Source organism: Paenibacillus larvae subsp. larvae (assembly GCF_002003265.1).
GTDB classification, from domain to species: domain Bacteria; phylum Bacillota; class Bacilli; order Paenibacillales; family NBRC-103111; genus Paenibacillus_H; species Paenibacillus_H larvae.
Window position 1 is genome coordinate 3,477,501 of record NZ_CP019687.1, and the last position, 18,209, is coordinate 3,495,709.

15 protein-coding genes, 10 tRNA genes, 1 rRNA gene and 1 pseudogene are annotated in these 18,209 nt (G+C 48.0%); 23 read left to right on the forward strand and 4 right to left on the reverse strand.

The genetic code is table 11. The features are described from left to right. The first annotated feature begins 34 nt into the window (after positions 1 to 34). The 11 genes from BXP28_RS18000 to BXP28_RS18050 all read left to right on the forward strand — a co-directional run bounded on the left by BXP28_RS18000 (position 35) and on the right by BXP28_RS18050 (position 4,296). Positions 35 to 111: transfer RNA gene (locus BXP28_RS18000), tRNA-Ile, on the forward strand. Positions 112 to 145: 34 nt separating this feature from the next. Further along, positions 146 to 221, forward strand: a tRNA-Ala gene (locus BXP28_RS18005). A gap of 266 nt (positions 222 to 487) precedes the next feature. Next, positions 488 to 3,468: ribosomal RNA gene (locus BXP28_RS18010) — 23S ribosomal RNA — on the forward strand. 89 nt (positions 3,469 to 3,557) lie between these two features. Then, a tRNA-Ser gene (locus tag BXP28_RS18015) sits at positions 3,558 to 3,649 on the forward strand. Positions 3,650 to 3,660: 11 nt separating this feature from the next. After that, positions 3,661 to 3,737, forward strand: a tRNA-Met gene (locus tag BXP28_RS18020). Positions 3,738 to 3,756: 19 nt separating this feature from the next. Further along, positions 3,757 to 3,832: transfer RNA gene (locus tag BXP28_RS18025), tRNA-Val, on the forward strand. Between the two features lie 3 nt (positions 3,833 to 3,835). After that, positions 3,836 to 3,911, forward strand: a tRNA-Thr gene (locus tag BXP28_RS18030). Positions 3,912 to 3,926: 15 nt separating this feature from the next. Next, positions 3,927 to 4,003, forward strand: a tRNA-Asp gene (locus BXP28_RS18035). A gap of 39 nt (positions 4,004 to 4,042) precedes the next feature. Beyond that, a tRNA-Phe gene (locus tag BXP28_RS18040) sits at positions 4,043 to 4,118 on the forward strand. Positions 4,119 to 4,127: 9 nt separating this feature from the next. After that, positions 4,128 to 4,213 (forward strand) — tRNA-Tyr (locus tag BXP28_RS18045). 10 nt (positions 4,214 to 4,223) lie between these two features. Further along, a tRNA-Lys gene (locus tag BXP28_RS18050) sits at positions 4,224 to 4,296 on the forward strand. Between the two features lie 94 nt (positions 4,297 to 4,390). Here BXP28_RS18050 and BXP28_RS18055 read toward each other — a convergent pair. From BXP28_RS18055 to BXP28_RS18070, 4 genes and pseudogenes are all read right to left on the reverse strand, one after another. After that, on the reverse strand, positions 4,391 to 4,708 hold the full coding sequence (locus BXP28_RS18055) for an MTH1187 family thiamine-binding protein (RefSeq protein ID WP_023485000.1): 318 nt from the start codon (positions 4,706 to 4,708) through the stop codon (positions 4,391 to 4,393). Positions 4,709 to 4,795: 87 nt separating this feature from the next. Continuing rightward, positions 4,796 to 6,372: pseudogene (locus tag BXP28_RS18060) on the reverse strand (GMC family oxidoreductase). Next, a complete protein-coding gene (locus BXP28_RS18065; RefSeq protein WP_036655788.1) occupies positions 6,365 to 6,961 on the reverse strand; it encodes a gluconate 2-dehydrogenase subunit 3 family protein in 597 nt (198 codons plus the stop codon). The pseudogene BXP28_RS18060 and the gene BXP28_RS18065 overlap by 8 nt, the downstream one beginning before the upstream one ends. Positions 6,962 to 6,966: 5 nt before the next feature. Beyond that, the gene (locus BXP28_RS18070) at positions 6,967 to 7,359 is read right to left on the reverse strand and encodes a hypothetical protein (protein ID WP_036655789.1); all 393 of its coding nucleotides are present in this window, start codon (positions 7,357 to 7,359) and stop codon (positions 6,967 to 6,969) included. A gap of 188 nt (positions 7,360 to 7,547) precedes the next feature. Here BXP28_RS18070 and BXP28_RS25270 point away from each other — a divergent pair, with 188 nt between their 5' ends. The 12 genes from BXP28_RS25270 to hisB all read left to right on the forward strand — a co-directional run bounded on the left by BXP28_RS25270 (position 7,548) and on the right by hisB (position 18,209). After that, positions 7,548 to 7,865 (forward strand): hypothetical protein, encoded by a 318-nt coding sequence (locus tag BXP28_RS25270; RefSeq protein WP_023485004.1) that lies wholly within the window; start codon positions 7,548 to 7,550, stop codon positions 7,863 to 7,865. Then, the gene (locus BXP28_RS18075) at positions 7,799 to 8,452 is read left to right on the forward strand and encodes an MraY family glycosyltransferase (RefSeq protein WP_311845329.1); all 654 of its coding nucleotides are present in this window, start codon (positions 7,799 to 7,801) and stop codon (positions 8,450 to 8,452) included. Before BXP28_RS25270 ends, BXP28_RS18075 begins: the two co-directional genes overlap by 67 nt. A gap of 198 nt (positions 8,453 to 8,650) precedes the next feature. Further along, positions 8,651 to 9,640, forward strand: coding sequence for a PucR family transcriptional regulator (locus BXP28_RS18080; RefSeq protein WP_257125649.1), 990 nt, complete (start codon positions 8,651 to 8,653; stop codon positions 9,638 to 9,640). 98 nt (positions 9,641 to 9,738) lie between these two features. Then, on the forward strand, positions 9,739 to 10,860 hold the full coding sequence (locus tag BXP28_RS18085; protein ID WP_023485007.1) for an ABC transporter ATP-binding protein: 1,122 nt from the start codon (positions 9,739 to 9,741) through the stop codon (positions 10,858 to 10,860). 126 nt (positions 10,861 to 10,986) lie between these two features. After that, positions 10,987 to 11,922: an HPr(Ser) kinase/phosphatase gene (hprK, locus tag BXP28_RS18090; RefSeq protein ID WP_023485008.1), complete on the forward strand. Its 936-nt coding sequence runs from the start codon at positions 10,987 to 10,989 to the stop codon at positions 11,920 to 11,922. Positions 11,923 to 11,960: 38 nt separating this feature from the next. Beyond that, positions 11,961 to 12,968: a prolipoprotein diacylglyceryl transferase gene (gene lgt, locus BXP28_RS18095; protein WP_023485009.1), complete on the forward strand. Its 1,008-nt coding sequence runs from the start codon at positions 11,961 to 11,963 to the stop codon at positions 12,966 to 12,968. Beyond that, the gene (ppaX, locus tag BXP28_RS18100) at positions 12,965 to 13,627 is read left to right on the forward strand and encodes a pyrophosphatase PpaX (protein WP_023485010.1); all 663 of its coding nucleotides are present in this window, start codon (positions 12,965 to 12,967) and stop codon (positions 13,625 to 13,627) included. Before lgt ends, ppaX begins: the two co-directional genes overlap by 4 nt. Further along, the gene (locus tag BXP28_RS18105) at positions 13,614 to 14,138 is read left to right on the forward strand and encodes an acyltransferase (RefSeq protein ID WP_046655101.1); all 525 of its coding nucleotides are present in this window, start codon (positions 13,614 to 13,616) and stop codon (positions 14,136 to 14,138) included. The genes ppaX and BXP28_RS18105 overlap by 14 nt, the downstream gene beginning before the upstream one ends. A gap of 311 nt (positions 14,139 to 14,449) precedes the next feature. Beyond that, entirely contained in the window at positions 14,450 to 15,676 is a 1,227-nt protein-coding gene (locus tag BXP28_RS18115) for an ATP phosphoribosyltransferase regulatory subunit (RefSeq protein ID WP_023485012.1), read from the forward strand. Further along, complete coding sequence (gene hisG / locus BXP28_RS18120; RefSeq protein WP_024092990.1) at positions 15,669 to 16,304, forward strand: ATP phosphoribosyltransferase; 636 nt, start codon at positions 15,669 to 15,671, stop codon at positions 16,302 to 16,304. The genes BXP28_RS18115 and hisG overlap by 8 nt, the downstream gene beginning before the upstream one ends. A gap of 22 nt (positions 16,305 to 16,326) precedes the next feature. Next, the gene (hisD, locus tag BXP28_RS18125) at positions 16,327 to 17,613 is read left to right on the forward strand and encodes a histidinol dehydrogenase (RefSeq protein ID WP_077585157.1); all 1,287 of its coding nucleotides are present in this window, start codon (positions 16,327 to 16,329) and stop codon (positions 17,611 to 17,613) included. Beyond that, a complete protein-coding gene (gene hisB / locus BXP28_RS18130) occupies positions 17,610 to 18,209 on the forward strand; it encodes an imidazoleglycerol-phosphate dehydratase HisB (protein WP_023485015.1) in 600 nt (199 codons plus the stop codon). Before hisD ends, hisB begins: the two co-directional genes overlap by 4 nt.

The window sequence follows — 18,209 nt, forward strand, 5'->3', positions numbered from 1 at the left end:
GTTAAATGTTTATTCCATTGAAGTAATTTTTCGAGGGCCCTTAGCTCAGTTGGTTAGAGCGCACCCCTGATAAGGGTGAGGTCGGTGGTTCGAGTCCACTAGGGCCCACCATTAAATATCCTAAAGATTAGGGTCATAAAAATATGGGGCCATAGCTCAGCTGGGAGAGCGCCTGCCTTGCAAGCAGGAGGTCAGCGGTTCGATCCCGCTTGGCTCCACCAGAAACGCTTCAGCAAAGCCAACCTTTCCAACAAATAGAGGCTTGAAAAGAACGGAGCGCTTGTGGTAAGATAGCTTTTGCCGCCGACGTGGCGAAACCTTGTACCTTGAAAACTAGATAGCGAAACAAAGCGAGAACTTAGAACATCCTTAGTATAAAGCGAAGTGTTTCGTTTGAAGTGAGCGACTTTGCAGATGAATGTTCACCTTACGTGTGATTGAAAACATTCAGGTGCAGCGAAAGCCCTTCAAAGAAATACAAAGCATAGGTTAAGCTGGTAAGAGCACACGGAGGATGCCTAGGCGCTAGGAGCCGAAGAAGGACGTGGCGAACAACGATATGCCCCGGGGAGTCGTAAGCAGACTTTGATCCGGGGATGTCCGAATGGGGGAACCCGGCTGCGGTTATGCGCAGTCACTCACTTCTGAATCCATAGGAAGTGAAGAGGCAGACCAGGGGAACTGAAACATCTAAGTACCCTGAGGAGAAGAAAACAATCGTGATTCCGTCAGTAGCGGCGAGCGAAAGCGGAGGAGCCCAAACCAGAGAGCTTGCTCACTGGGGTTGTGGGACACCTTATACGGAGTTACAAAGGAGCAGATTAGGCGAAGAGGTCTGGAAAGGCCTGCCACAGAAGGTAACAGCCCTGTAGCTGAAAGTCTGCTCTCTCCAAGGTGGATCCCGAGTACGGCGGGACACGGGAAACCCCGTCGGAATCCGGCAGGACCATCTGCCAAGGCTAAATACTCCCTAGCGACCGATAGTGAAGCAGTACCGTGAGGGAAAGGTGAAAAGCACCCCGGGAGGGGAGTGAAAGAGAACCTGAAACCGTGTGCTTACAAGAAGTCAGAGCCCTATGATTTTCTTCGGGAAATCAGGGTGATGGCGTGCCTTTTGTAGAATGAACCGGCGAGTTACGCTTGCATGCAAGGTTAAGGTGAAGAGCCGGAGCCGCAGCGAAAGCGAGTCTGAACAGGGCAAAGCATAAGCTTACGAAGTAGCAATACTTTGTATTGCTTGGAAGTATGCAGGCGTAGACCCGAAACCGTGTGATCTACCCCTGTCCAGGGTGAAGGTGAGGTAACACTCACTGGAGGCCCGAACCCACGAATGTTGAAAAATTCGGGGATGAGGTGGGGGTAGCGGAGAAATTCCAATCGAACTCGGAGATAGCTGGTTCTCCTCGAAATAGCTTTAGGGCTAGCCTCGGGTTAGAGTGATGGAGGTAAAGCACTGATTGGGTGCGGGGCCCGCCAAGGGTTACCAAGTCTAGTCAAACTCTGAATGCCATCCACTCGGTGCCCGGGAGTCAGACAGTGAGTGCTAAGATCCATTGTCAAGAGGGAAACAGCCCAGATCATCAGCTAAGGTCCCCAAGTGTGTGTTAAGTGGGAAAGGATGTGGAGTTGCACAGACAACCAGGATGTTGGCTTAGAAGCAGCCACCATTTAAAGAGTGCGTAATAGCTCACTGGTCGAGTGACTCTGCGCCGAAAATGTAACGGGGCTAAATACACCACCGAAGCTATGGGTCCTAATTAAGGGCAGTAGGGGAGCGTTCCAAGCAGCATAGAAGGTTGACCGTGAGGACAGCTGGAGCGCTTGGAAGTGAGAATGCCGGTATGAGTAACGAAAAGATCAGTGAGAATCTGATCCGCCGAAAGCCTAAGGGTTCCTGAGGAAGGTTCGTCCGCTCAGGGTAAGTCGGGACCTAAGGCGAGGCCGAAAGGCGTAGTCGAAGGACAACAGGCAGAAATTCCTGTACCACCAAACACCGCTATGAGCGATGGGGTGACACAGTAGGGTAGGGACGCAAGCTGATGGAAGTGCTTGTCCAAGCAGTGAGGCTGGTGTGCAGGCAAATCCGCACACGATGAAAGTCGGGCTGTGACGGGGAGTGAAAATAGCAGTAGCGAAGGTCTTGATCTCACACTGTCAAGAAAAGCCTCTAGCCAGGTGCAGGTGCCCGTACCGCAAACCGACACAGGTAGGCGAGAAGAGAATTCTAAGGCGCGCGGAAGAACTCTCGTTAAGGAACTCGGCAAAATGACCCCGTAACTTAGGGAGAAGGGGTGCCCCGGTAGAGTGAATAGCTCGAGGGGGCCGCAGTGAATAGGCCCAAGCGACTGTTTAGCAAAAACACAGGTCTATGCGAAGCCGCAAGGCGAAGTATATGGGCTGACGCCTGCCCGGTGCTGGAAGGTTAAGGGGAGTGGTTAGGGCTTAAGGCCCGAAGCTATGAACCGAAGCCCCAGTAAACGGCGGCCGTAACTATAACGGTCCTAAGGTAGCGAAATTCCTTGTCAGGTAAATTCTGACCCGCACGAATGGCGTAACGACTTGGGCGCTGTCTCAACGAGAGATCCGGTGAAATTTTAATACCTGTGAAGATGCAGGTTACCCGCGACAAGACGGAAAGACCCCATGGAGCTTTACTGCAGCTTGATATTGGACTTTGGTACGATCTGTACAGGATAGGTGGGAGCCTAAGAAGCCGGAGCGCCAGCTTCGGTGGAGGCAGCGTTGGGATACCACTCTGATCGTATCGGAGTTCTAACCCGGGACCGTGAACCGGTTCGGGGACAGTGTCAGGTGGGCAGTTTGACTGGGGCGGTCGCCTCCTAAAGAGTAACGGAGGCGTCCCAAGGTTCCCTCAGAATGGTTGGAAATCATTCGAAGAGTGCAAAGGCAGAAGGGAGCTTGACTGCGAGACCTACAAGTCGAGCAGGGACGAAAGTCGGGCTTAGTGATCCGGTGGTACCGCATGGAAGGGCCATCGCTCAACGGATAAAAGCTACCCTGGGGATAACAGGCTTATCTCCCCCAAGAGTCCACATCGACGGGGAGGTTTGGCACCTCGATGTCGGCTCATCGCATCCTGGGGCTGAAGTAGGTCCCAAGGGTTGGGCTGTTCGCCCATTAAAGCGGTACGCGAGCTGGGTTCAGAACGTCGTGAGACAGTTCGGTCCCTATCTGTCGTGGGCGCAGGAAATTTGAGAGGAGCTGTCCTTAGTACGAGAGGATCGGGATGGACGTACCGCTGGTGTACCAGTTGTTCCGCCAGGAGCACAGCTGGGTAGCTATGTACGGAAGGGATAAGCGCTGAAAGCATCTAAGCGTGAAGCCCGCCTCAAGATGAGATTTCCCAAGTAGTAAGACCCCTTGAAGACGACGAGGTAGATAGGTTGGGGGTGGAAGCGCAGTAATGCGTGGAGCTGACCAATACTAATCGGTCGAGGGCTTATCCTAAAGAAACAACTGTTCTAAGTACACTTTGCTTCGCTGCTAGTTTTCAGGGTGCAAAAAAACCTGTTCCTATTATGTATCACTGGTTATACGGAGAGATACCCAAGTGGCTATAAGGGGACCCTCTGCTAAGGGGTTAGACTGCGTAAGCGGTGCGAGGGTTCGAATCCCTCTCTCTCCGCCAGTTCGTCTTAAGGCGGCGTAGCTCAGCTGGCTAGAGCGTACGGTTCATACCCGTGAGGTCGGGGGTTCAAGCCCCTCCGCCGCTACCATAATTTATTCAAGATATAAGGACGCTTAGCTCAGCTGGGAGAGCATCTGCCTTACAAGCAGAGGGTCGGTGGTTCGATCCCGTCAGCGTCCACCATTTGCCGGTGTAGCTCAATTGGTAGAGCAACTGACTTGTAATCAGTAGGTTGGGGGTTCAAGTCCTCTCGCCGGCACCACATGAACTTTTATCAGGAGCTGTGGTGTAGAGGCCTAACATGCCTGCCTGTCACGCAGGAGACCGCGGGTTCGAATCCCGTCAGCTCCGCCATTTATTTCTAAGAGATAGACCCGAACAACTTAATAATATGGCTCGGTAGCTCAGTCGGTAGAGCAGAGGACTGAAAATCCTCGTGTCGGCGGTTCGATTCCGTCCCGAGCCACCATTGCATTGTGGAGGCTTAGCGAAGTGGCCAAACGCAGCAGACTGTAAATCTGTTCTCTTACGAGTTCGGTGGTTCGAATCCATCAGCCTCCACCATTTTTTATAAGAGCCATTAGCTCAGTTGGTAGAGCACCTGACTTTTAATCAGGGTGTCGAAGGTTCGAGTCCTTCATGGCTCACTTTTCATTAAGCAATAGAGACCCGAATCTAACATTGTTTTAATAATAAAATGATATCTGGATAAATATAAAAACTGCTCTTTATGAGCAGTTTTTATAATATTGAGGATTTAGCCAATTGATTTTTAACAGACTGTAGTTTTTGTTCTGAAGAACCTTCCTTATCCCGGCGATCGTCAATCTTAATGGAAGTAGACACCCGCTTTGCCCCTGCCTGGAAAGGAATCTCGTGCAATTCCTCGACTATCTCTAAGAGACGGTGCAGAGGTCCCTCAATGGTAGTACTCATCGAATTCATTTGGAACTTGATATCTGTTTTCTGTTCAAGAACCTTGTACAAATCTGCTACGTAGCAGCTCAAACTGGTAGACCCGGTTCCAATCGGAACGATTGTAAATTCTACAATTGCCATTGTATTTCTCCCCTTCTTTAAATTTAACCTACTGTTCCATTGTAGAATACCTGGGTCCAAGGAGCCAGTTTTAGGGGAAGGAACAGGTTAGAGCTCGTGCCTTACGGCTTTGTCAATCAAATGCTCTGCTGTTCTGGAAGCTAAGGCCATGACCGTATTGGTTGGATTTCCTCCTCCTGAGGTAACAAATATACTGGCATCGCAAATGTACAGGTTGGGAATATCATGTGTTTGACCAAATGAATTCACAACGGAATCCGAAGAATTAGCCCCCATTCTGCATCCTCCCATCAAATGGGCGCTGTCAGGGACGACAAATTCAGTTTTCCCTCCGACTGCTTCCCAGATATTTTTCATTTGGGTAACAGCATGCTCAATCAGTCTAAGATCATTCCCCCATAGCTGAAAGTTACTTTAGCCCTCGGCATCCCGTACTGATCTTTGTCCCTGGCCAAAGCAATGCGGTTATTTTCATGCGGAAGGACTTCGCCGACCATTGTGGAACGCCCGTAGTAGTTGTAATCCAGCATACTTTCTCTAAGTTTGGGTCCCCATAAAGGAACCGGTGTACCAGATTTTACGATTCCTTTAGCGAAAGAAAGGGGACGGGCACCGTGAGCATGGAGAGTATACCCTCGCATAAAGCCTCTTTCTTTATCGGATTCATAAAAATGCTGAGTAGTGGCTAAGACGGGTGTTCCTTTATAAACACGGACTTCGTCCTCAAATTTGGCATAAACATCATAGCTGCTGTGAGTCATAATCCCTCTTCCTACCCAGCCGCTGCTATTGGCCAACCCGTCCGGATGAGAAGGGGTGAAAGAGTTCAAAAGAAGTCTCGGCGTTTCAACAACATATGCACAAAGAATAACCAGGTTTGCTTTTTGCCTGTACTCCTTTCCTTTATGATGAAAGAGAACGCCTGAGGCCCTTCCGTCAGGTCCAAGAATGATTTGAGTCGCCATACATTCTGAAAGTACCTCTGCGCCAGCCTTTAGTGCTTTGGGAATGTGCACGATCAGTGTGCTGAATTTTGAATTAGGCATACATCCCTGATTGCAAAATCCTCTATTAATGCAAGGGGGACGTCCTTCGAATGGAGCTGATAATATCGCTAGAGGGGCAGTTACCGATGGTATCCCTAATTGTTCGCATCCTTTTTGGAACAGGTAAGCATTAGGGCTTAACGGATCTCTTTCGGGGTACGGATAAGGTCCGTTAAAATTCCCCCATGGGAAATAACGGGGGCCGGAGACAGCAATCTCCTTTTCAATTTTTGTATAATAAGGTTCTAAATCTTTATAATGAATGGGCCAGTCCTGACCAACCCCATCAATAGACTTGGTTTTAAAATCTGATTCGTGAAAACGCAGAAAAACACCTGTGAAATGAAGGGTTCCCCCGCCCACTCCAAACCCGGAATTATTATGACCCATTTCAAGTGGATGCCGGCCGTCCACGATCCGGGTATCCTGCCAACCCAACTGTTTCATGGACAGTTCATCACTGGCAAAATCGTGCTGGGGATCCCGGATTGGGCCTGCGTCAAGGACAACTACACTCATTCCGGCCTCACTGAGTTCTTTAGCCAAAACGCCTCCGGCAGCCCCTGCACCGACGATGACTACATCCACAGTTTCATTTTCAAATCTACGTTTAATCATCCGTCTGTGCCTCCCATGGATCCAGATGCTCCCGGTCTGCCCGTACATATCCCCGTGGATAAGCGGGTCCCCCGTATCCGATTTCGGACCAGATTTTCGGATGAGAGTAATAAGATTCTATAGTCAGTAAAAGTAACTTTTGAAAAAAAGCTTTCTGATTTATCCCGGCCAGCTCACCGGATAGAGGGATCCTTTGCTCAACTACTTGTTCCATGAAAGATCGCTGCTTGTCCTGAGAAAGCTGGTAAAAGGACTGTCCATATAAGCTTTGACAGGCTACCTCAACAGAAATCAGACCTTTGCGGATCAGGTCCCGCTGCTCCAGCGTGCCGGCTGGCCTTTGGCCCTCTCCTTTATTCTGGGCAAGTGTACTATCGATATGACTGAGAACATACTGGATCACATCTGTACGGGGGTCATCCATAAGTAATGAACACCATGCCCTTAACTGTTCAGCTTCCGTTTCGGATAAAAAATGGTATCCGTGAGTATGAAAAAGCCGGTCCGATACAATTTTCCGGGTATGTTCGTCCCAGGCATTCTGTTCCCTCATGACATCATAATTAGGGTAATGGCTTGATTCTGCCATCTGATTCACCTCCAGTAATATGCAAGCAGCCCCAATACCCCCATGGCTGAATACATAAGCGGCATTATGACAGGAGGACCTATCAGGAAATTGCGGCCGGCATATCCGCCGACACGAACTCCGACACCTTTAAAATGATAGTAAAAACCGATTAACCCTGAAATAGCGGCAATCCACATCAGAAAGGCAAAAATCCATCCGTACCATTGCAGATTAAATAAGGCATAAGCTGCAGCAAATAGCACATAAAAGGGGGAGGACAGAACGGGTACGAGCATGATCTTTTGGTGGAAATTCTGTCTATAGTGACTCATGGTTACTTGTATGCCAATGAAAATATATGCAAATGCGACAAATAAAATCACAATTCGTGCTAACGGCCATCCGACCCAAACCATCTCATTTCCTCCTTCCTCTATATTATTTGTTTCCAAAATAAGGTAGGGATAATCATGAAACCGTCTGGAAAGAAAACACAATAAAATTTGGCATCCTTTTCCGGGGAATGAGCGGATGTACGGAAAGGGAAACCTAATATTGAAATTCAGCAGGTGATTTATAACCGGAAGAAAGGAGAAAATCGCTCTTGTTTTATTTGCTGCCTGTCCTTGTCAGTTTCCTCTTTGTCTTGATTCTTGTTCCTGGTCTAAGAGCCATTGCTTTCCGGATCGGTTTTGTTTTGGGCGGAATTGCTCTTTACATAGCAAGTTTAACAGCCATGATTCTTTTTACTCGGGGCTCAGCTCTTGTTCTTACAGTAGGAACAGGAGGAACCGTCTTAATGCTTATGGGACTTTTTGACGACTGGTTCAAAACAAAAGGAAAAGACTTTCCTGTTTGGCCGCGGCTTATCATATATCTTATTGTCTCGGCCATCCCCGTTTTTTTGGTATTGAAATTATAGGGGTGTCCAAGCTTGAAATGGGGACGGGCATGGTCCTTTTTCCAGCCTGGATTTCCTGGTTATCTACAATGGCCTGGGTATTTGGCATCACCAATATGGTTAACTTTATAGACGGTTTGGACGGACTCGCTTCAGCGATTGTGACCATTTCCTCGCTTACTTTACTAATAACGGCTTTTCTAATGCAGCAGACAGAGCCTGCCGTTTTAGCGGGTTCCCTTGCCGGAGCCTGCTTGGCTTTTCTCTTTTTTAACTTTCACCCTGCCCGCATTTTTATGGGGGATGCAGGAGCCATCTATCTTGGTTATACACTGGCCGTTATCTCAATTGACGGGGCATTTAAGAGTGCAACGGTCATTTCTATTTTCGTTCCTGTTCTAGCATTGGGTGTTCCCATATTGGATACCGTCATTGTTTTTGCCCGCAGGTTTATCCAAAAGAAAGGGCTGCATAAAGCGGATAAATTGCATACCCACCACTGTCTGATGGCGTGGGGATTAACGCAAACCCAAAGCGTTTCATTTCTATATTTGGTTAGTGCCGTATTTTCTTTGGTTTCCATAGTGCTCTTGCTTGCTTTTCAATAAACAGTGCTGATGCGCTCCGTCCTCCTATGCTAATATAAAGAAAAAGAGAAGTTTACAAATTTCATGGCAGGGAGATCAGAAATGGACGCAGAAGGGATCAAGGAACAATTGGAAGCGGTTTTAGGATCAGAGGTTCAAATAGTTTGAACGCCTAAAAAGGATTGGATAGGCTTTTCAGGGGAGCATGTAGGGGAAAAAATGCGGAGAAGAAGTTTGGAAAGCGGGGACTGTCTTCTGGTGGAATTGAACCAATCCAAAGACCAGGTCCTTTGTTTGCGAATGAACAAAAAGCAGGTAAGCCCTTCTGAAAGAAGACTTATTGAAATGCTGGTTGAAACTTTGGATTTGCAGGATAAAAAGCAGAAACCGGCCGTCTCAAAGGAACAACGCAAAGCGGAGGAAATTTCCGAATGGATGCTTAAGAAGGCGGAACAGGGTGTAACGGATACAGATCTTCCCGATGCCTTGGCATCCCAGGTTTCATTTTATTCCTCCAAAATCCCTTTGTTATTGTATGGGGACTATTCTTCATCCTATAAGGTTACGTACGAAGATTTAAAAAAACTGCTGGAGTCCTTTTTTGATGCGGACATTTGTCTGATCCCCCTTTTAGATAAAGAGTGGTTTATTCTGGCCCCCGAATCCCTGTTGACTAATGCCGCAGAGAGAGAAGAAGGGGAAGAGGAGAACATAGAGCAAACCTTGGATGCCCTTGTACTGGGACTCCATGAAATGCTGGCAAATGAATGGGTAGGAGAAAGCCATCTTGCTATCCATTATCCGATCAAGCCGGTAAAGTCTCTACTTAAAACCATGCTTAGTTTGAGGGAGACCATTATGGTGGGCAGGACTAATCACGTTTCCAGTTATATTCATATGCCGTGGAAATTAAGGCTTGAAGGTTTGCTGCATAAAATTCCCGCGGAAGAGAAGGCGTTTTTTTTGGAACAGGTGCTGGGAGGCATTGACCACGTATTGGATACAGAAACACAAACTACATTGGAACAGTTTTTCGGGCTGGACTGCAATGTGAGTGAAACGGCGAAGAAGCTGTATATCCACCGAAATACCCTTCTTTACAGGCTGGACAAGTTCAAACAGGAAACAAGCCTTGACGTTAGGAATTTTCACCACGCGGTTCTTGTTAAGATAGCTCTGTTATTGTACAAAGTAACAAACAGAAAGTAATTTTTTTGTAGGGATTGTGCATAGTCACAAGTGGAGAAGTCCTGTAAGATGGAAATAATCAGATTTTGAATCCAAACCATGATGGGGGAATGAGAAACATGGCAGGCGTTCGTTTAAATCACATTGTTAAAAAATATCCCGGTAACGATGAAGCTACGGTTAAAGATTTCCATCTTGAAATAAAAGACAAAGAGTTTCTGGTCCTAGTTGGGGCTTCCGGCTGCGGGAAATCCACTACACTTCGCATGGTTGCAGGTCTGGAGGAAATTACCGAAGGTGAGCTTTATATCGGAGACCGCCTGGTCAATGATGTGGCTCCCAAAGACCGTGACATCGCAATGGTTTTCCAATCCTACGCGCTATATCCTCACATGAACGTGTACCAAAACATGGCATTTGGTTTGAAACTTCGTAAATTCAAGAAAGCTGATATTGATACCCGAGTCCGCGAAGCGGCTAAACTTCTGGAAATTGAGCATCTGCTTGACCGTAAGCCTAAAGCGCTCTCCGGAGGTCAGCGTCAGCGTGTTGCCTTGGGCCGGGCGATTGTCCGTGAACCTCAAGTGTTCCTGATGGACGAACCATTATCCAATTTGGACGCTAAATTGCGGGTACAGATGCGTGCAGTTATCAGTAAACTTGTAAAACGTCTGGAAACCACCTGTATTTACGTTACGCATGACCAGACTGAGGCCATGACTATGGGTGACCGTATTGTTGTTATGGATAAAGGTGTTATTCAGCAAGCGGCTTCTCCGAAAGAAATTTATAACTTCCCGGTGAACATGTTTGTAGCCGGATTTATTGGTTCTCCATCTATGAACTTTGTAGACGGGGCTATCTCCGAAGAAAATGACGAACTCCTGTTCAAAGCTCCGGGAGTCAACATTGTAATTCCTGAAGGCAAGGCCAAATTGCTTCGTGAAAAAGGGTATACAAATAAAGAAGTCGTTCTGGGTATTCGTCCGGAGGATCTTCACGAAGAGCCTGTATTCCTTGAAGCTTCCCCCAATTCCATCGTGAGTGCCAACATAGAAGTGGCAGAGAACCTGGGCCATGAGATGAACCTGTACATTAACGGCATTGGAACAAGTTCTGTAATTGCCCGTGTAGATGGCCGTTCCGGTTTGAAGGAAGGCTCTACCGTTAAACTTGCTTTAGACATGAACAAAGTTCATTTCTTTGATAAAGAGACAACAGAGTCCATTCTGTTGAAGTAATCCCTTCGTCATTCAAAGCCAGTCCTTGTGACTGGCTTTTTGTGTATATGAATCAACGGTTTATTGATTTCAAAGCCTAATTCCATTACGATGGGAGTATTGGCAAAGTAAAGGGGATAACAGCATATGGCGAAAAAAGTGAAAGTGGCTGATTTGGTACGGACATTCAAATTAGAAGTCATCAGCGGAGAAGAAGGGTTGAAACGTACCATCACCGTTGCTGATTTGTATCGTCCGGGTCTGGAGATGGCCGGATATTTCAATTATCATCCACAAGAAAGGGTCCAGTTATTGGGAAAGACGGAAATGTCCTTTTATGAAACCCTCACAGGACCAATCCGTCAAAGGAGAGCCAGGCAGCTGTGTACCTCTCCCGAAACTCCATGCATTATTATAACAAGAGGACTGGATATACCCGATGAAATTATAGAGGAAGCGGCGAAGCATCATCTTCCGGTACTGCGGAGCAAAGTAGCCACAACCATTCTTGCCAGCCGCCTGACCAACTATCTGGAGAACAAACTGGCGCCTTCCACAACCATTCATGGGGTTTTAGTGGATGTTTATGGAGTAGGTATGCTGATTACGGGAGGAAGCGGAATTGGAAAAAGCGAGACAGCCCTGGAACTTGTTAAAAGGGGACACCGTCTTGTGGCCGACGATGCCGTGGAAATCCGTCAGACCGCAGATTATGTCTTGTCCGGGAATGCACCTGAATTGATCCGGCACCTCCTGGAAATCCGCGGAGTGGGCATCATTAATGTTATGACTTTGTTCGGTGCCGGTGCTGTCCGCAATGAAAAGAAGATTTCGGTAGTGGTCAAGCTCGAAACCTGGCAGCAGGACAAACAGTATGACCGTCTTGGTCTGGATGAGGAAACCACCCGGATCATAGACACCGACCTGCCATTGGTAACAATTCCTGTCCGTCCCGGCCGAAACCTTGCGGTTATTATTGAGGTGGCTGCAATGAACTACAGGTTGAAACGGATGGGCTATAATGCGGCTCTTCAATTTACAAACCGGCTAACTGAGACCATTGCCGAAGATTTGGACGATTAAGTCACGGGGATATATAAGACAAGGAGGGGTTTATTTATATGATTGACCCGATAGCTATTACGTTGGGTCCTTTAACAGTTCGATGGTATGGCATTATTCTAGGTACTGGTGCGCTGATAGGATTATTGCTTGCTATAAGGGAAGGAAAAAAATTCCGTATCCCTCCGGACTTTTTCATGGATCTGCTTCTAATTGGAGTACCAACTGCCCTTATCGGAGCCCGAATTTATTTTGTGGCAATGAAGTGGGAAGATTATAAAGATAATTTAGGCCAGATTTTTGCAATTTGGAATGGCGGTATTGCCATCTATGGAGCGCTAATTGGAGCGATTATCGGAGCGCTAATCTATGTGAGGAAGAAAAAGTACTCTTTTTGGCGGATTGCAGATATCTGTGCCCCCAGTTTATTAGCGGGTCAGATTATCGGCAGATGGGGTAACTTTGTGAATCAGGAGGCGCACGGGGGTCCGGTTACCGAATCATTTTTGCGGAACACTCTGCACCTGCCGGATTTTATCGTGAACCAAATGAATATTAACGGCGTTTACTATCACCCAACTTTTTTATATGAATCTTTATGGAATGTTATGGGTATCCTGATTCTGCTGTGGCTTAGAAGACGGCCTTTCCTGCGGGCGGGAGAACTGTTCATGAGTTATTTTATCTGGTACTCAATCGGACGTTTTTTTGTAGAAGGGCTTCGCACGGATAGTTTGTCTTTCTCCGGACCTGCGTGGCTGGCCCAATTGATGGATGCTTTGTGGTCACCTATGACGCTTCGATTTGAGCCCGGTGCCATGACATACGGGGACAATATCCGAATTTCTCAGCTGGTAGGAGTTTTGATTATAATTGCCGCCGCCATCTTCATCATTGTAAGAAGAGTACGGGGAACGGCCAAAGTCCGTTATTTAGACCCCATAGTGCTTACGGATGGAACCGTCCTGGGCCCGGTGGAGATTAAAAATGCCAAGAGTCTGCAAGAGAATCCGGCTGCTGCGGAAGTCCCCCCTGCAAGTACGGAACAAAAGGAGCCGCCTCAATGATCAATACGCTGCTATTTGACCTGGATGGAACGATTCTGGATACGAATGAACTGATTATCCAGTCTTTTATCCACGCACTTCAAGGACAGACACCAACTCCATTGGACAGGGAAGCGATCATTCTCCAGATGGGCCGCCCCCTTACGGAGCAGCTCCAATTTTTTAGCGGCCGGGATGAGGTAACTGACTTGATTACTTTGTACCGTACGTTCAATTATGACCAGCATGACCGTTATGTCAGGGCGTTTCCTCATGTAAAAGAAGTTCTGGCACGTATTCATAGCAGAGGGGTTAAACTGGGTGTGGTAACTAGCAAGATACGCAGAACAACAGAACTTGGCCTCGAACTGTCCGGGCTATCACCGTATCTGGATGTGATAGTTACCATTGATGATGTGAGAAACCCTAAACCGGATCCGGAAGGAATTCATCTGGCGATAAGCAGGTTTGGATCTGTACCTGAAGAAACGATAATGGTGGGGGACAGTCATTATGATATTGAAGCAGCCCGCAATGCCGGTGTAGCTTCTGTTGCAGTGGGATGGTCATTGAAGGGGGAAGCATATTTGAGGCAATATCACCCGGATCATCTCATCCAGGATATGCGTGATCTTTATGGACTGGTTGGAATAAAGGAGGATCAGGGTGAGGAAGACTGATAGGTTTCCTGTAGAAGGACCTAATTCCCTATGGCAAATTTACCGGACCGTCAGCCGCTGGAAAGCCATGAAGAATTTTATCTGTATTCAAGCGGCCCGGTATTGTCCAAGCCTCCCTCTTAAGAACTGGATCTACCGAAGGTTACTTGGTATGGAAGTGGGAAAAGAGACAGCTTTCGGGCTCATGGTCATGGTAGATGTTTTTTTTCCGGAAAAGGTTCATGTAGGGAGCAATACGATTATTGGGTATAATACGACAATTTTAGCCCATGAATATTTGATCAAGGAGTACAGGTTCGGGGATGTTAGGATCGGATCACACGTCATGATCGGAGCGGGCTGTCTGATCCTTCCGGGTGTAACAATTGGAGATCATGCGGTCATTGCGGCCGGAGCCGTAGTCCATAAAGATGTTCCGGCTCATGCCTATGCTAGAGGAAATCCCCTTATCATTACTTGTTCAGAAGAGGATCGAGAGGGGCTCAATCCCGGGACTGTACTTAAAAAATGAATATTTTTTATTATGGAAAGAACCCGGTACCAATTCTGGCACCGGGTTTTACGTATATTGGAAGAAAAGAAGGGACGGTACTGGTGCAGTCTGTATGCTGTATGAAAGGGATCATTGGAGGATTCGCTTACCCAAAACCCCTTACTGTTAGTTTATTCGGTTTTCGTAGCCGTAACTTGGTTTAATGGGGATGAAAGGAGTTAATGAATTTCGTTGACGCACCTAACTGATCATGTTACACTACGAATATCTTTACTTTGGTAGTATGGTAGTGGACTAAAGCGAAAACGAGCAAACGGTGGGGTGACGATATGGCAAAACCTAAAATGTTTGAAAAACTCATTGGGGTTAAGGATTATCTGCCAGATGCGGCGGCGAAACTACGGCATCTGGAGCAGCAGGTGACCGCATGCATGTCTCGATGGGGGTACAACCAAATCCTCACTCCAACGCTTGAATTTTATGATACTGTTGGGGCTGCAAGCGCAACGGAGGACCGGAAGCTGTTTAAATTGCTGGATCGCAACGGAACAACAGTGGTCCTTCGTTCGGACATGACGGCACCTATTGCCAGGGTAGTATCCTCTTTGCTGAAGGATGAGCCCCTTCCTTTGCGGCTATCTTATCATACGCCCATTTTTAGAGCCTATGAAGAAAAAGGGGCCAGGGACGCCGAGTTTTTTCAGACAGGCGTAGAACTGGTCGGAGATGCTTCTCCCGATGCGGATGCGGAGATTATTAGCTTGGCGGCTTCATCCCTGGAATCTGTCGGAATTTCCTCGTTCACTATAGCGCTTGGCCATGTAGGGTACTTGAACTGTCTTTTCGAGGAAACGCTTGGAGACCAAAAGGCAGGGCAGGAAGAACTGAAACAATGTCTATTGGACCGCAATTATGTCAGATACCGGGAACAAATCCACAGCTTCGGATTAAGTGAGGAAACTATCACCAGACTGGAAGCAGTTCTTACCCTAAGAGGAGACAGGGAGATTCTGCAAAAAGCCCGGAAGACGGCCGGGAGTTCTGCTGCGAGGGAAGCTGTTGATGAACTGGAAGAGATCTGGGATGTACTTGAAGCTTATGAAGTGACTCCTCATGTGGTGATTGACTTAACGATGGTTATGGATTTCTCCTATTATACAGGAATGACGTTCGAGGGATATGCCGCTGATTTAGGTTTTCCTGTGTGCAGCGGAGGGCGTTATGATCATCTGATGGGGCAATTCGGCCGCCAGGCTCCTTCCACCGGATTTTCTTTGAAGACAAGTCGTATTCTTGATTTTGTAGAGGAGCCTTCACAGCCGAAACGTGTGTTAGTTTTGTATACCCGGGAAAACCGGAAGAAGGCACTTCAATATGTGCAAAAACGGAGAATGGAAGAACATATAATTGTAGAAACCAGACTGATAATCGACGAAGAAAGTGAACTGGAAAAATCGGGGTTAAAGATAAACGGACCTTCTTATCAAAGAACCGGATACAATGAAATATTAACATGGATTGGAGACAAGGAAACAGGGAGGGAAGAACGTGTGTGAATGGATCAAAGTGGCAATGCCTAAAGGACGGATATATAGACAGGCCGCCAGGCTATTCAATGAGGCAGGTCTTCCTGTACCTGATGAAGATGAATCCCGCAAGCTGATTCTGGATATTCCCCAGGCAGGCATGTCCTTCATCATGGCAAAACCTGTCGATGTTCCTACATATGTCGAATACGGGACCGCAGATGTTGGTATTGTGGGCAAAGACGTGCTGCTGGAGGAGAACCGGGATGTATATGAATTGCTTGATCTGGGAATTGCACGATGCCGAATGTCGGTAATTGCTCTTCCGGATTGGACTCCAGTTATGAATCCACGAGTAGCCACCAAGTATCCGAATATCGCCTCACAATTTTTCCGGGAACAGGGCCAGCAGGTGGAAGTGATCAAGCTGAACGGATCGATTGAACTGGCTCCTCTGATCGGCCTGGCTGACCGGATTGTCGATATGGTGGAAACAGGCCGGACAATACTGGAGAACGGATTAGTTGAACATGAGGAAATGTTCCCCATAACAAGCCGTTTTATTGCCAACCGCGTCAGTTATCGGTTGAAAAATAAGAGGATTGAAGAAATTTGTCGGGCCCTGGAGCAAGTTATACCAAAAGAGAACCAATGTTAGCCGTTCGGAAGGGGAGAAGGATATGAGAATTCTTCAGGCAAGTGAATTTACTTTGCAAAGAGAAGTGGACTACGGAACGGAAGAACAAAACCTTGCTGTCCAGCGTATTATCCGGGAGGTAAGGAATCATGGAGACGAAGCGTTAAGGAAATTTGCCCTTGAGTTTGACAAGGTGGAAGTTCACGACCTTCGGGTCAGCCCGGAAGAGATAGAAGCTGCCTATAAACAGGTGGACGAATCCTCTTTGTCAGCTATCCGGCAAGCTGCAGCTAATATCCGGACGTTTCACGAGAAACAAAAACGATCCACATGGATGGATTTACAGCCGAGCGGAAGTATCATGGGCCAGGTTATCCGTCCTCTTCGAAGGGTTGGCCTTTACGTGCCGGGAGGAACCGCCGCTTATCCCTCTTCCGTATTGATGAACGCTATTCCGGCTCAGGTGGCAGGTGTGCCGGAAGTTGCAATGGTCACCCCGCTGGGGACGGCGGGGTCAGGTACGATCAACCCGCACATCCTTGTAGCTGCGGCGGAGGCCGGGGTGCGGGAAGTGTACCGCACGGGCGGGGCTCAAGCTGTCGCCGCCCTCGCTTACGGCACGGAAACCATCCGTGCCGTAGACAAAATCGTCGGTCCCGGCAACATCTATGTCGCCCTTGCCAAACGCTACGTGTTTGGCACGGTTGACATAGATATGTTGGCTGGACCGACAGATGTTGTGGTCCTGGCCGACGAAACGGCCGACCCGGTCTATTGCTCCGCCGATCTGCTGGCGCAGGCGGAGCATGACGCGCTCTCCCCGGCGATTCTCATCACGCCGAGCAGAGCCCTCGCGGAGGCGGTCCGCGAGGAAGTACAGCGGCAACTGGAGCGGCTGCCGCGCAAAGCCATTGCCCAGGCTTCGACTTCGGCTAAAGGAGCCGTACTCCTCGTCGGGGATCTCGAGGAGGGCATCCGGGTACTGAACGAGATTGCACCCGAACATGCGGAGCTGCTGGTAGAGGATCCCTTCGCCTGTCTCCCACGCATTGAAAACGCCGGGGCAATTTTTCTCGGAGCCTACAGTTCCGAACCGGTGGGCGATTACTTCGCCGGGCCTAATCATGTGCTTCCCACGAACGGAACCGCCCGGTTTTCCTCGCCGCTAAGCGTGGATGATTTTGTCAAAAAATCCAGTCTGCTTTATTACAGTAAAGAAGCACTCCTTGAGAACGGGCATCATATTACGACACTTGCCCGCAATGAAGGCTTGGAAGGCCATGCTAGAGCTATAGAAGTCCGATTAGAGAAGGAAGGCGATTATAAATGACAGAGAACCAGACACGTGCATCCAGTCTTACCCGAACGACGAATGAAACGGATATATCCCTATCTTTTTCCATAGAAGGTATGGGAAAGGCGGATTTGCAGACGGATGTGCCTTTCTTTAACCATATGCTGGACTTATTTACTAAACACGGCCAGTTTGACCTGGAAGTCAAGGCCAGGGGAGACGTGGATATTGACGACCATCATACGGTGGAAGATATCGGAATCTGCTTGGGCCAGGCTTTTCGCGAGGCGCTTGGAGACAAGAAAGGAATCAAACGGTATGCGAATATCTTTATCCCGATGGACGAAGCCCTTGCACAAGTAGCGGTAGATATCAGCAACAGGCCCCACTTGGAATTCCGGGCAGAGTTCCCTGCGGCCCAGGTCGGCAGCTTTACTACCGAACTGGTACATGAATTTCTATGGAAATTCGCTTTGGAAGCCCGCATTACCCTACATGTAATCCTGCATTACGGCAGAAATACCCATCACATGGTAGAAGCTATTTTTAAAGCGTTGGGCCGGGTACTGGATGAAGCAACACAAATCGATCCCCGGGTGAAGGGTGTTCCTTCGACGAAAGGAGTTCTTTAG